Raw genomic sequence first — 13,629 nt, forward strand, 5'->3', positions numbered from 1 at the left:
AAGGAGATTGGACATGAAGAAGCGTTTCAGCGAAAAAAAGATCATTGGTTTCCTGGGCGAAGCCGAGTCGGGGCTGCCCACAAGGAGCTATGCCGTCGGCACGGTTTCTCGGAAGCCAGTTATTACCTTTGGCGCAGCAAGTTTGGCGGCATGATCGTGCCCGATGCCAAACGACTCAAAGAACTCAAAGCCGAAAATGGACGCTTGAAAAGCTGCTCACTGAGTCGCTACTGGAGATGGAGGTCACTCGCGAGGCGCTGAGAAAAAAGTAGTGAGTGCCCCGGCACGCCGAGACGTGGTGCGCTTTATGGTGTCACGTGGTCTGAGTGAGCGACGAGCGCGTCTACGCCGCGGCTCGGTTGCAGGTAATACGCCGCAAGCGCAAGAAGGTTCCCACGTCTGAGCGTAAGCCGCTAGGCCGCCCTGGCGCCTCCAATCAGGTCTGGTCAATGGATTTTGTGTTTGACCGTAAGGCAGACGGGCGAGCGATAAAAAACCTCACCGTTGACGACGACGCTACCCATGAAGCTGTGGTAATCGTGCCTGAACGTGCCATTGGCGGGCTTTCGTTAACACTAATTCGAGATCATCTGGCTTTACAACGTGGCCTAGCTAGCGCCATTCGTACGGATAATGGAAAGGAATTTTGTGGGCGCGCCATGCTGTTGTGGGCTCATCTACGTGGCGTTGCACTGTTTTTAATCGAACCTGGAAAACCCAACCAAAATGCCTACATCGAATCGTTCAATGGGTGCTTTCGAGATGAGTGTCTGAATGAGCATTGGTTCACCAGCCTTCATCACGCCCAGGTCGTCATCGAGGCATGGACGCGGGAGTACAACGAAGAAAGACCAAAGAAGAGTCTTGGAGGGCTGACACCGTCAGCCTATACCGAGCAACTGATGATAAAACACGAGAAAGTTACTTCTGACTCTAAACTCGGGTGCTATTGAAGATGGGGTGACATCGCGTCTCAAAAAGGATAGTGCTATCTAACGTTATTCAATAGCGCGAAAAGCTCGTACCTTTTATTTCGAGTATGGATAGAGCGGCACCCGACAGGGTGCCTAGTAATCGTTTATGCATTCCCTCTGAGCAGTTGCAGCTGGTTGCAGAGCTGGCAATTTTTGCGAGTTTACCCTGGAAGACGGCGAGCAAGTATAGATTGCGCTCGTTCATAAACCGGCTTGTCGATCATACGGCCATTAAGGGTTACTGCCCCTAGGCTTTTTCTTTCTGCTCTATCCAGCTCTTCCATGACGCGCTCCGCCCATTCAACATCTTCTTGACTAGGTGAAAATCCTCGGTTGAGGGCTTGAACGTTACCCGGATGGACTGATGTCGCCCCAGAGAACCCAAAAGCCGCAGACCGCACTGCAAGGTCTTCTAGATCGGCTGACGTAAAATTTGCAATGCTATCGAGCAACCCAAGCGGGGAGATTCCTGCAGCCCTGGCGGCATAAACAATCTGCTGTTTTGCACCAATAAGCGTTTGTTCCGAGGGCGTTATTTGGCAACTCGTCGCAAAATCCTCGCTACCGAGTAGAAGCGCCACAACACGCTTATCCGCTCGTGCGATATCATAAGCGTGAATTAGTCCGCCTGGGCTTTCGATAAGTGGAACGATACCGACATTATTCATTGGGTCTAGCAAGTCCAATGCTTGGGCAACTAATCTCACCTTTCCAGCATCTTCACATTTGGGCAAGAAGATTGCTGCAACTCCTGGCCGTACCACAGTACGGAGATCATCCGCCATATTAACAAGATCGCCGTTTATACGAATACAAACTTGGGCAGGTCCTTGAATTAGGTCCGATAGCTTTGCAGCAACCATTTCTCTTGCTGCCTGCTTATAGTCAGATGGCACACTATCTTCAAGATCGATGATCAAGGCGTCTGCGCCACGAGTTTGAGCCTTAGCAAGAAACTTATCGTTGTTGCCTGGGACATAAAGAAGGGATCGCCAAGATGCGCTACTTATTGTCATGTACACTCTCGCTAATCAGTTCTGATTCAAGAAGGGCGGTGAACTCAGCATCATCAAAACCGGCTTCGGTCAATATTTGACGAGCGTGTTCCGAAATCCGAGGTGCAGCTCGGTGAAAGCCCCCTGGTGTGGATAACAGCCTCGGGACAGGAGCATGCATGGCCGCCCCACCCAGATCATCATCGGGGAGCTCTACATAAATGCCACGTTTCCTGAAATGCTGATCTTTAGAGATGTCTTCAATATCGTAGACCGGAGCCGCCGTAATGCCGTGCTCATCGAATATGGCGAGCCCCTCTTCCATCGTCCGCTCACCGATCCACCCACCAACAATCTGATCGACTGCGTGCCTACGGGCAACACGCTGTTCGTTTGTGCAGAAGTCTGGGTGAGTGATTAGGTCTTCACGGCCAATACATCGGAACACTCTCTCGGCAGTCTTTTGCATTGAGGCCGAGAGCGCAATAAACCCTCCGTCACTTGTTTGGTAGACATTGCGAGGGCTTGAAGTGTTTGAACCATTACCCACACGAGGCTTTGGCTTATGCAAGAGCTGGTAGTCTAAAGCTTCTGGCCCTAATACTGATGTCATGGCATCTAGGAGCGCAAGATCGATCACTTGACCTTTGCCCGAAGTCGCGCGCGAGCGCAATGCCATCAAAAGAGCATTAGAACCATAAAGCCCTGCAATCATATCTGCCAGAGCCAGCGGCGGCAGAAGAGGATCACCACCTTCCTCACCATTACGTGAAGCGAAACCAGACATCCCTTCAACAAGTGTGCCGAAACCAGGCCTAGAAGAGTAAGGGCCACTCTGACCGAAACCGGAAACTCGGAGTATGATCAGCTTGGGAGATACTTCGTGAAGAACCTCTGGACCCAGCCCCATTTTTTCAAGCGTCCCAGGCCGAAAGCTTTCTATTAATATATCGGCAGTTGCTATTAACCGCTTCAGCAGCTCAATGGCCCCCTCTTTCCTGAAGTCGAGGCCAATGCTGCGCTTGTTTCTCCCATAAACAGTCCAGAAAGTAGATATACCTCCTTGTTTCCACGCTCGTAGTGGATCGCCCAAAGGAAGAGGCTCAACTTTGATAACATCGGCACCAAAGTCAGCGAGTTGCAACGACGTCATGTTTCCAGCCACGAGGCGTGATAGGTCGATAACGCGGACGCCTTGCATCGGTCCATCAGACCTACCATCGAACGCATGTTTCTGCCAGCTCATTTTTTGTACACCTTTACTCATCGGCACTAGTCATGTCTCGCATACTTCTGGCGCGTAAGCGGCCAAATACAGTCCCCACGACGATGAGAATCATCAGCGAGAGAATGATTAGAGAAATTGGTCGCTCAATAAAGATCATTGCGCTGCCTTGACCGAGCATGACGGATTGACGGAAATAGTTTTCAGCCAATGGTGTCAACACGACAGCAAGAATAAACGGCGCAGTGGGATAGTCATTCTTTTTCAACAAATAGCCGAGCACACCAAAGATGAGCATGATCCAGATATTAAAGGGGCTGTAACTTAATGAAAAAGCGCCTACCACACATAGCGCAATGACAACGTTAGCCAAGTTATTCTGGATTGCTCGTAGCAGGTTCACGAAGACGGGAATAAGAAGGACATTAGATAAGAGCAGGAAAAAGTTCGCCAGCACAAGCCCCGCGATCATCGCCCAAACAATATCGCCAGAATTTGTCATCAAAAGCGGTCCCGGCTGCATCCCGAACATGATCAGTGCCCCAAGCATGATAGCAGTACCGCCTGACCCCGGAATACCGAGAGTGAGTAAAGGTATGAGGGAGCCAGGAACAGCTGCGTTGTTGGTAGCCTCCGGACCAGCAAGCCCAGGTATCGAACCATTGCCAAACTTCTCTGGAGTCCGTGATAGCTTTTTTTCAAGTGCGTAGTCGAGAAAGGTCGCTACCGTTGCACCAGCACCCGGAACGATTCCGATAACAGTCCCCAGGATGGACCCCCGAATAGTTGGGCCTGAAGCCTCACTAAGATCAGCGCGTCCTGGGATGAACTCTTTCATACGGAAACTGGGTTTTCCAAGGTTGAGCTTTAGCTTTTTTTCGAGGTTATAAAGCACTTCGCCCAGCCCATAGAGGCCGATGATAATTGCCACGAAATCTATACCCTCAATCATCTCGGGTACAAAGGCGAACCGGATTTGTCCTGAGACATAATCACTTCCAAAAGTGCTGACCAAAACGCCGAGGCACGTCACGAATAATGCCTTGAGCATACTGCTGCCAGCGAGCAGCATGACAGTGGCGAGGCCTATAGCCATAAGGAGAAAATATTCCGGAGCTCCAAGATAGATCGCATAGGATGCAATTAGTGGTGCAAGGAAAATAAGAACCGCCAAACCGAACAAGCCGCCTATGAATGAGGCAATCGCCGAAATACCCAACGCTAAGGGACCTCTCCCCTGCTTCATCATTGGATAGCCCTCAAGGGCTGTGACGATGGCGGGCGCATCCCCAGGCGCATTGATAAGAATGGCAGTAATCCGACCACCATACATTGTGCCCATATAGACGCCGGTTAAAAGGCAAAGTCCCGATACCTGATTCATTCCAAAAGTCAGCGGCAGCATCAGAGCAATGCCCGCAGAGGGGCCAAGCCCGGGCAAAGCGCCCACGACCGTCCCGATCAGCCCAGCCGCAAAAATTATAGCTATGTTATATGGGGTCAGAACTTCACCAAACCCCATCATTAGATTACTTATCGCTTCCATAAAGAACACCCTGTTCTAGTCAGGTGACAGGAATCCCCAACCAAAGATTGAAGATTGCGAAAATTGCACCAAGTGTGATCAAGTTCATAACGAAAGCACGGATTAATGAATGCCTCAGTAAAGTCTTCGAGATCACCATCATTACAACGAATAGAGGAGCTATAACAGATCCAAAATGCATCAGATAAATAGCAACAATAAGAAGCAGTACAGCAAATATTGGAGAAATCGCCGCTTTTAAATGCTCCTTTACTTGAAAAGTGTCACCATCTACTTGCGCCCTTCTCTTTCCAAACTTTAAAAAGATCAAAACACCCAAAGCCAGAGTTGCCAAAGCAAAGTTGAGCGGTACAAATCCAGGCCCAAAACCCTGATTTGAAAAATAATTGAACTCAAGACTTTGGTAGCCAAGAAATACCGAAAAGACTATTGTAAATACAATAAGTACGAGTTCGGACGTTCGCATGGAACCTCCCGTGCGTTAATAGCTCGTTGCGATGGAGTAGAGAGATGGCCCGGCCAGCTACCAGCAAAACCGGGCCATAGGGTTAATTACTCAGCATGTCCAGTTCGCCAAGGACCTTCCGGTAGACCGTCTCGGTCTCACCTAGATAATCAGCAAATTCCTCGCCGGTAATCACGAGTGGCACGATCGCGTTCGGTTCAACGTACTCTTTTTGCCAAGCTTCGCTTTCAAGCAGATTCGTTACGATCTCCGTCAATGCTTCACGCTCTGCATCTGAGATACCTGGAGGCGCGGTCACACCGCGGAATAGGCTAATCGTGATATCCACACCTTGTTCCACAAAGGTGGGGACGTCTGGAAGGCTATCGATCCGCTCCTCTGTGCTGACAGCAATTGCTTTAAATTTCTCGCTGTTGAGGTAATCGGTCACCGCACCAGGATTGGTAATTGCGAAATCAATTTGGTTTGACAGTAGCGCTGTCACAACCTCGCCATCGCCCTGGAAGGGGATAAAATTGAGATTGAGACCGGTGGATTCAGCCAATTGCATAGTAACAATATGCTCGATGCTACCGGTTGCGGTACCACCAACATTTAGCATCTCTTCAGATTGCTGAAGCTCATCAAGAGAATTGATACCACTTTGTGCGTTGACAACGAGGAGTTCCGGATCGATTCCAAGTCGTGCAATCGGAGTGAAATCGGAATAATCAAGCCCAATGTTGGTGGATAGTGGTGTTGAAATGTGCGAGGAAGTGATTGCCATTAAATAGTGGGGATCGCCTTCACGCGCATTAAGATAGCCAATTGAAACAGCAGAGTTTCCACCATCCTTATTAACGACGTTGATTGGAACGTCGAGCATATCTTCTTGCTCGATCAGGCGCGCCATCGTCCTCATCATTGTGTCATGACCACCGCCCGGACCGTATCCAGCGATGAATTCCAATGGCCGCTCTGGAAAATCCTGAGCGGAAGCAAGACCAACGCACGACACGAGTGCAGTGCCCACGAAAGTAGTTTTTATAATTGCTTTAAGCATACTTACCTCTTTTTTGTGATAGTTGTGTTACACATCGCTGCGTTTCAGCACCAGCGAACTAGAAGCTTTTTGGGCTAAATCGGTGACGACTTTTATAATTAGTTCTTTCTTTTCTTTAATACGATCGTGGGGCCCCGCAATATTCACTGCTGCCAAGCAGTTTCCATGCTTATCAAAAATCGGCGCTGCAACCCCTGCAGCACCTTCCACAGTACCTTTGAGATTCACGGCATAGCCGCATTCTTTTACTTCCTTAAGTTTATTCTCAACTTCTTGTCTCTTGGACAGACCGCATAAGCCAGTATCTGAAAAGTATTTATTCAGATCAGCACCACTAAGCTGCGCAAGAAGAACTTGCCCACTCGTCACCTGAAACGCATCTCTAGAAACAGTAATATCTCTATCGTAACGAATCTCTCGGGCGGGCAATATTTTGTTAAGGTACTTGACACGCATTTCACTATCAAAAACACCAATAAATCCACTTTCACCAGTAAGATCAACCCCTTGCTGAATTAATGGTGTTATCTTCCTGACGATTGTGCCCCAGGCATACTTATCAGCCCCAGCCTCACCAGGTAAGCGCTGCAATTGATATAAACCGGAACTTCCACGCGATACATAGCCTTTTTCTACAAGAGTACGCAGTAGCATTAGCGCACTACTTTTCGGTAGTGAAAGTGCATCTACCACATCTACTAGAGATCTAGCCCGTTCTTGTCGAGCTAACCACTCAACTAGCTCAAGAATTCGTTCCGCACCACGCCCACTCATATCGCCACCAGTTCAGTATTATGAATGCGTTCACAATATAAACCAGATTAGCAGTGGAAACACTAATCTCAATGCGACTTTAGGCTATGGTTTAGCAGGGCGATCTATTGCAGAGTATCGGTTATACGTTGAAGAAGGCTTGCTGGTATTAGCCTCCACGACCTACTTTCCGTGTTGGCAAGCTGGAAGGATGGAATGCCTAGCTTTATGGAAGCTGCAGAAAGATTGCATGCACCTATTAGGGCTTTATTGCATAGATGGTTGGACTGCCTTATCAATCTTAAGTGTCAGCAACCCTGCCGCGCCTTATGGAACAACCAGGATCAAGCCTCTTCCGATGTGGTTCGCGGCCGGGTCGGCATCGAAAGTCCCTGGTCGCCCGCCATAACTGCCCTCAAAAAACGCAATATTAAGGTCGCAGGGCAGAAACCAGCTCCCGAGCAAAGCGTTGAGCGGAAGGCAGCGCGCCAAAACTCCATACCGGTGGTAAGCGCAATAGAGTGGCGTTTTTCACGCTGGGTAAATGTTGCCATAAACCACTTTTCGCCAGTGCGTCTTCGACCCCAGCGGGCACCGGCTCGACAACGACCAGCGTGGCCTCAGGATAGTCGTAGAGCGCTTCGATACCCACGAGTGAAAATCCCCAGGCGTTGGTGGGCCGTTCCCAGGCATTGGTCAAATTGATTCGTTCAAGCACGGCATTATAGAGACTGTTGTCGCCAAAAATCCTGACATGACGGGCATCCATGAACTGCACCATCAGTAGCGGCGGTGCATTGGGGCGCTGTTGGCTAAGCGTGTCCATCAACGCATGCGTTTCGTTGATTAGCTGCGCTGCCTGCAGCCGGTGGCCGGTCAACTCACCTAGCTGCCGGGTGAGTGTTTGTATCTCTTGCCAGGTATGAGTGCCGGGTGAATAGGGGGAGAACGACGTGACGGGGGCAATTCTCTCCAGACGCTCTGTCAAACTGGCGAACATCGGCGAAATGAACGTTTGCGTCGGTGGCGATTGCGCCATGAGCTCGAGGTTGGGCTGTGATCGCAGGCCAATATCTGCAACGCCATCGGGGATCCGTGGCTCCCCTACCCACTCATGGTAGCCATTTTGTTGAGCGGTACCACTCAACGGCGCGTCAATGGCCAGTAGCGTTTCGGCAATGGTCCAGTTGATCGTGGCCCACTGCGCGTGGGCATTAGACAAGGGCAGCAAGCAAGCCACCGTTAAACAGCAGCGAGCCAAGAAAGAGAGGATCGACCGGTGGCACATAACAGCGAGCGCATCAGAAAAAAGGGATCACATTTAGACGTCAATACGCATTTTTTGCAAGGCAGTACGGAAAAAATCCCATCCGCATATGCTAATACATCTCATTTTGTTTATTATATAGATCCACGTCGGATAGGTGATCATGGCATGAAAGCCAAGCCCTCCGCTTTCTTATATCGGCTTCATAAAAAACGCGGCGGCCGAGTGCTGCTGTACAAACGATTGGATCGACACTATGACTCTTGGGAACACCTCCAACACAGCGACTAAGCGCCGCAAAGCACGGCTTCTGCGCGCACTGACACTGATCGCGATGGGTATTACGCCCGTGACCGCCTGGGCGCAGACGAGTGCTGACAATCAGTCCCTGGATACCGTCACTGTCACGGGCTCCGTACCGACCTATGGCGATACGCCACCTCCGGCCTTCGCCGGTGGCCAAATCGCAGCGGGTGGCCGTGTGGGCCTGATCGGTGAAAAGGACACGATGGACGTGCCTTTCAACGTCATCAGTTATACCAGTGAGCTAATGGAGAACCAACAATCCCAGACACTGGGCGATACGCTTCAGAACGATGCCTCGGTATCGGTAGGGCTAGGCTTTGGCATCTATGGCGAAGCGTACAAGGTGCGCGGCTTTAACCTGACCGGTGACGACGTGGCTTATGGCGGTCTCTACGGTGTACTGCCACGACAAATCATCAACAGCGACCTTGCCGAGCGCGTCGAAGTCTTCAAAGGCGCCAGCGCCTTTACGTCGGGCATTCCCATCGGTGGGAGCGGCGGCATTGGTGGCACCATCAACATCGAGCCCAAGCATGCGGGGGATGACCCGATGCTCAATCTATCCAGTGGCTACCGCTCCGATGGCTACGGTGAAGCGGGCGTCGATGCTAGCCAGCGTTATGGTGATCAAAAGCAATGGGGGGCCCGGGTAAGTGCCATGCGCGGCCGTGGTGATACCGCCATTGATGACGAAAACCAGCGCGATACCTCCGTTGTCGTTGGTCTCGACTACCGTGGCGATCAAGGCCGGATATTGTTCGATGTCGGTCATCAAAAGCTCACCCTGGATGGCGGCCGTTCAAGCGTCAATACCGGCGTGGCCACTCAGGTGCCCGCTGCGCCGGATTCCTCGTTGAACTACACCCCTTCTTTCGGTGGAACCGAGCTAGAAACCAATTTCGGCATGGTCAGGGGCGAATATGACCTCACCAACACTTGGACCGCTTTCGCGGCCTTGGGGGGTAACCGCACGCAGGAAGGCATCGTGTCGGCGACTCCGCGCCTTACCGATGATGCAGGTAACGCCAGGGTCAACGACTTCGAGACCAACAATCATATCGACAACATTGCCAGCCAAGCGGGGCTTCGTGGGTATGTGTTGACCGGCCCGGTTAGCCATGACATAACCGTTGGCTACTCTAGCGCCTATCGCAAGTTCGACACGGACTGGAATTTCCTCGCGGCAGGCACGACCAACCTCTACGCTCCTGTCGATTTATCTCGCCCTGATGGCACGCCTTTCGTGGGAGGTAGCGTGACGCGCACACGCTCCCAAGGAGTCACGCTGAGCGATACACTTGGATTCATCGATGACCGACTGTTGCTGACGCTGGGCGCACGCTATCAGGAACTCGAGATCGACGAACGGCCTAACGACGGCAGCAGTAATCGCTATGCCGATCGTCGGGTAACCCCCGCCGTCGGCGCGGTGTTCAAGACCACGGATAATATCTCGCTCTACGCCAACTACGTCGAAGCATTGCAGGATGGCGGCACGGTCACCGATACCACAGCGCTGAACTTTGGCCAGCACCTGGGCATTGCCCATGCTGAGCAGCAAGAGGTGGGCGCTAAGTTCGACTACGGCAACCTAGGCGGTGGCATTAGCCTGTTCCAGATCGAGCTACCCTCTGCAGCGGTCGTCGATGGCGTCGGCAACCTGGATAACGAGCAGCGTAATCGCGGCCTGGAGCTAAGCCTGTACGGTGAGCCGACGACAGGAGTGCGCTTGTTCAGCAGCGCGACCTGGATAGATGCCGAACTCACCAAAGCACAGGATGGCAACGAAGGAAATGACGCCACGGGCGTTCCTGAGTATCGTTTTGTGTTCGGTGGCGAATGGGACACGCCTTTCGTCGAGCGCCTCACTGCCACTGGTCGCGTTCTGCACACGGGCTCGCAGTACGCCGATGTAGCCAACGACTTGGAGTTGGATTCCTGGACACGCCTCGATCTTGGCCTGCGCTACAGCACGCCAGTCGGCGGCGCTGACTGGATCTGGCGCGCAGGCATCGACAACGTTACCGACGAAAACTACTGGTCAGGCGCCTCGACGTCCTTTGCGAATTATTTGATTCAAGGCGAACCGCGTACCTTCAAGCTTTCGGCGACCATCGAGTTTTAAGTAACGCACCCTCTTTACCGTTACCGTGAGGGCGCTTCCTATGAAGCGCCCTCACTGTTTGCGGCACGCTTACCTTAGGCTTGCTTAATTTGATGTGTTGCCGATGGGTCGCCCGCTAGGTGCGGCTTATGACTACCTCCACTGGTGGATCTCTGGATGGCCCGGCGCCGTCAAGAGCCTGCCAGGCCCCGATGGCACCGCTGATATGATTCATCGAGGCGAAAAATCCGCGACGGCGGAGACTACCAGACAAGAATGAGCCGCATCGCGGTGTGGAATACCGTCATGGATGAGCATAACTATTTGGCAAGGCGCTGGAACGACTTCATATCGGCTTAAGCCTTGTGCTTGATCTAGCATTTAGCCCCCTCTCGCCCTCATCCCTCATACTGGCAGCTAACAGTGTGATGACCATAAGTACATGACTTCACCTCTTGGCTTTCAAAAGCTTACGCGGGGTTCGTGTTTGCTCCCCAGCTCCCATCTGATCAAGACAGCGTCGCGCTAACGCTAGAAAAATGTATGCCCTCATCAGCAAGCCACGAAGGAGCGTTGAAAAGAAAAGCTTACGAGCCTCAGCCTACTTCGGCAGCTTGTGCTAGGCTAATTTCAGTAAGAATTGGGCCGTGCCCGAAAGCTAAAAGGCCGCGTATATCTATGCAGCATAAGACTGAAAACAACCCTTAGCGGTCTTCGCTGAGATCGGGTATTCGTATGTGTCTTTAGCTCACAATGCGCGTTTTTCTGGCAGGTTTTGAAGTATGAATGCTTGCTTATCTGGAGTGGCTTTTTAAAAGCTTATATGAAACAAGGTGTTATGGGGAAGCTATTGATGTTTATGCTCACTAATAAACTGTTAAATTAGGAAGTATATGAAAACCGTAATATTGTTAGGAGCGGGTATTAGCAGATCAGCTGGAGGATCTAAACCGCTAGCACAGAGACCACCGTTAGATGCTGATTTCTTTCAAATTGCTAGGGCAGCTGAGAGGAAAGGTCATAAGCAGGTCGTGGGTGCATTGTCGGACCTTGTTGGAGACTATTCGCATACTTTAACCGCTTCATTGGAAGCTTCAGCCGCCTATTTGTATCTAAAAGCGATAGATTCACCTTCAGGTAGCGCATATCACAAAGGATTCCTTAACCTTCTAAAGCTACTTACAGTTGTTTTGGCAAAAACAACTAATAACGTTTCGACAAAGCCAAGGTCAATTTATTATAGATTTCTTCTTTCCGAGCTTAAAAAACTTAATAAACCCGAAGACTTAACAATTATAACATTTAACTATGATCTTTTGGCAGAGCGGACTTTAGATCAGATAGCTTCAAAGAATGGGCGTGAAATATTCTCAATGCCAGGATGCTATAGGTTAAATGATATTTCACAGTTTAGCCATATAAACGGATTCTCTCAGTTCGAGAACATCGATAAAGAACACGGCGGTGTTTCAGTATTAAAGCTTCATGGTTCTATGAATTGGCAATCTAAACATACCTCCCCCGAACCAAATCCAAGTGCGCTTTTTTCGCCATCACGGGCAATTCATGTTACTAACTCACCTGACATTGCTACGTCGCTATCAACCAAGAATAAGCGACGGGTCTACATGAAACCGATTATAGTTCCACCAGTGAGTGGGAAAAGAAATATGATGCACAATTCAATGGCAGGTCTATGGAAAGTAGCTTCTGAGGCACTCCAAAAAGCTGATCGGGTTGTGGTCGCTGGGTACTCTTGTCCACCGCTTGACCTAGAAGCGAGGATATTGCTAAGCGAAAATTTACGTCTAAATGAAAATAAGAAGCTATATTTAATTGATCCCAACCCTGAATCAGCGGCAAAATTTATAGAAATTTGTGGTGTAGACCACGCAACACTATATACATCTGTTAAAGACTGGGTGAGAGACGCTGTCACATAATTTAACAAGGCCAGGCACGGCGACGGCTACTACATTGCGGCTTCGCCTTCATTTCTTACCTGCGCGTGCTGGGCGGCGTTATCTATAAAATTGGAGGATAGCAAATGGCGAATAATGGCAGAGAATATGAGCAGTTTGTCGGACTCCTACACCAAGCCCTTTTGAATGCCGAAACGCTAACAGCACAAAGGAATATTGAGGTTCAGCGTAATAAAAAAATATTAGACTCTTGCGGTGTTGAGCGTGAATTCGATATTTATTGGGAGTATGAGTTAGCAGGTATCACTTATAAAACAGTCATAGAGTGCAAGGATTATAACTCAAAAATTACGCTGGAAAAGCTTGATGCTCTTATAGGGAAAGTAAGAGACATTCCGGATCTAAAAGCTGTCTTTGCTACCCAAAAGGGCTATCAATCAGGCGCTATTTCTAAAGCACAGCATAATAAAATTGACCTTTTAGTAGTTCGTGAACAAAACGATTCTGACTGGCAAGATGTTGATGGTTCACCTTTTATCAAGGAAGTTCACAGCAACGTGACAATTCGAATGCCAGCTAATATCACTAATATTTGTCCACTGCTCGATGCGGGCTGGGCAAAAGACAAAATGGGAATTGATGTTGGTTCGGAATTTTCTATATCAGGACTTAATAATGAGATTTTCATAGATAATGACGACAATGGGGATACGTACTCTCTACATCAGTTAGCAGGGAAACTCGCACCGATTGCTAGCAGTGAGTACGGTGAGTTCAAGAAAGAAGAGCGGTTCAGTTCCGGATGGATAAGAGGGCCTGATTTTCGTTACAAAATAAAAGGCTATGATGTGACGTATAGCCTGTCTGAGCCCCACACAGAAAAGATAGTGATTGATTTTTCAAAAGAGTTGGTTGGTGTTATTGAGTACCTACAAAAAGGTACAAAAAAAACCATATTTAGAAATGGCATCATCAAAGAGAAACTTTTGCCAGTCAAAAGATAACCAGGGCCTCAACGGGCCCGTTTTC

Annotated in this window: 10 protein-coding genes and 1 pseudogene; 4 read left to right on the forward strand and 7 right to left on the reverse strand. The window is 49.9% G+C overall.

The window, feature by feature from the left end:
- Positions 1 to 13: 13 nt before the first annotated feature.
- Positions 14 to 953, forward strand: a pseudogene (locus tag QEN58_RS18040) (integrase core domain-containing protein).
- A 182-nt stretch (positions 954 to 1,135) separates the two neighbouring features.
- Here the strand turns inward: QEN58_RS18040 and QEN58_RS18045 are convergent.
- The 7 genes from QEN58_RS18045 to QEN58_RS18075 all read right to left on the reverse strand — a co-directional run bounded on the left by QEN58_RS18045 (position 1,136) and on the right by QEN58_RS18075 (position 8,289).
- Complete coding sequence (locus QEN58_RS18045; protein WP_280104976.1) at positions 1,136 to 1,990, reverse strand: HpcH/HpaI aldolase/citrate lyase family protein; 855 nt, start codon at positions 1,988 to 1,990, stop codon at positions 1,136 to 1,138.
- The gene (locus QEN58_RS18050) at positions 1,977 to 3,236 is read right to left on the reverse strand and encodes a CaiB/BaiF CoA transferase family protein (protein ID WP_280104977.1); all 1,260 of its coding nucleotides are present in this window, start codon (positions 3,234 to 3,236) and stop codon (positions 1,977 to 1,979) included. Before QEN58_RS18050 ends, QEN58_RS18045 begins: the two co-directional genes overlap by 14 nt.
- The gene (locus tag QEN58_RS18055; RefSeq protein ID WP_280104978.1) at positions 3,229 to 4,740 is read right to left on the reverse strand and encodes a tripartite tricarboxylate transporter permease; all 1,512 of its coding nucleotides are present in this window, start codon (positions 4,738 to 4,740) and stop codon (positions 3,229 to 3,231) included. Before QEN58_RS18055 ends, QEN58_RS18050 begins: the two co-directional genes overlap by 8 nt.
- A gap of 19 nt (positions 4,741 to 4,759) precedes the next feature.
- Entirely contained in the window at positions 4,760 to 5,206 is a 447-nt protein-coding gene (locus QEN58_RS18060; RefSeq protein ID WP_280104979.1) for a tripartite tricarboxylate transporter TctB family protein, read from the reverse strand.
- Between the two features lie 82 nt (positions 5,207 to 5,288).
- Positions 5,289 to 6,248 (reverse strand): Bug family tripartite tricarboxylate transporter substrate binding protein, encoded by a 960-nt coding sequence (locus tag QEN58_RS18065; protein WP_280104980.1) that lies wholly within the window; start codon positions 6,246 to 6,248, stop codon positions 5,289 to 5,291.
- A gap of 27 nt (positions 6,249 to 6,275) precedes the next feature.
- Entirely contained in the window at positions 6,276 to 7,022 is a 747-nt protein-coding gene (locus tag QEN58_RS18070) for an IclR family transcriptional regulator (protein ID WP_280104981.1), read from the reverse strand.
- Between the two features lie 409 nt (positions 7,023 to 7,431).
- Positions 7,432 to 8,289: an ABC transporter substrate-binding protein gene (locus QEN58_RS18075; RefSeq protein WP_280104982.1), complete on the reverse strand. Its 858-nt coding sequence runs from the start codon at positions 8,287 to 8,289 to the stop codon at positions 7,432 to 7,434.
- 235 nt (positions 8,290 to 8,524) lie between these two features.
- On the opposite strand from QEN58_RS18075, the gene QEN58_RS18080 reads away from it, so the two are divergent.
- The 3 genes from QEN58_RS18080 to QEN58_RS18090 all read left to right on the forward strand — a co-directional run bounded on the left by QEN58_RS18080 (position 8,525) and on the right by QEN58_RS18090 (position 13,604).
- Positions 8,525 to 10,699: a TonB-dependent receptor gene (locus QEN58_RS18080; protein WP_280104983.1), complete on the forward strand. Its 2,175-nt coding sequence runs from the start codon at positions 8,525 to 8,527 to the stop codon at positions 10,697 to 10,699.
- Between the two features lie 872 nt (positions 10,700 to 11,571).
- Positions 11,572 to 12,621 (forward strand): SIR2 family protein, encoded by a 1,050-nt coding sequence (locus tag QEN58_RS18085; protein ID WP_280104984.1) that lies wholly within the window; start codon positions 11,572 to 11,574, stop codon positions 12,619 to 12,621.
- 104 nt (positions 12,622 to 12,725) lie between these two features.
- On the forward strand, positions 12,726 to 13,604 hold the full coding sequence (locus QEN58_RS18090; protein ID WP_280104985.1) for a restriction endonuclease: 879 nt from the start codon (positions 12,726 to 12,728) through the stop codon (positions 13,602 to 13,604).
- The last annotated feature ends 25 nt before the right edge of the window (positions 13,605 to 13,629 follow it).

It is taken from the genome of Halomonas alkaliantarctica (assembly GCF_029854215.1).
In the GTDB taxonomy this organism is placed as follows: Bacteria; Pseudomonadota; Gammaproteobacteria; order Pseudomonadales; family Halomonadaceae; genus Vreelandella; species Vreelandella alkaliantarctica_A.

Coding starts and splice junctions, on each gene's coding strand:
- QEN58_RS18055 (WP_280104978.1), bottom strand. CDS start 4,740: ATGGAAGCGATAAGTAATCTAATGATGGGGTTTGGTGAAGTTCTGACC.
- QEN58_RS18085 (WP_280104984.1), top strand. CDS start 11,572: ATGAAAACCGTAATATTGTTAGGAGCGGGTATTAGCAGATCAGCTGGA.
- QEN58_RS18070 (WP_280104981.1), bottom strand. CDS start 7,022: ATGAGTGGGCGTGGTGCGGAACGAATTCTTGAGCTAGTTGAGTGGTTA.
- QEN58_RS18060 (WP_280104979.1), bottom strand. CDS start 5,206: ATGCGAACGTCCGAACTCGTACTTATTGTATTTACAATAGTCTTTTCG.
- QEN58_RS18080 (WP_280104983.1), top strand. CDS start 8,525: ATGACTCTTGGGAACACCTCCAACACAGCGACTAAGCGCCGCAAAGCA.
- QEN58_RS18045 (WP_280104976.1), bottom strand. CDS start 1,990: ATGACAATAAGTAGCGCATCTTGGCGATCCCTTCTTTATGTCCCAGGC.
- QEN58_RS18090 (WP_280104985.1), top strand. CDS start 12,726: ATGGCGAATAATGGCAGAGAATATGAGCAGTTTGTCGGACTCCTACAC.
- QEN58_RS18065 (WP_280104980.1), bottom strand. CDS start 6,248: ATGCTTAAAGCAATTATAAAAACTACTTTCGTGGGCACTGCACTCGTG.
- QEN58_RS18050 (WP_280104977.1), bottom strand. CDS start 3,236: ATGAGTAAAGGTGTACAAAAAATGAGCTGGCAGAAACATGCGTTCGAT.
- QEN58_RS18075 (WP_280104982.1), bottom strand. CDS start 8,289: ATGTGCCACCGGTCGATCCTCTCTTTCTTGGCTCGCTGCTGTTTAACG.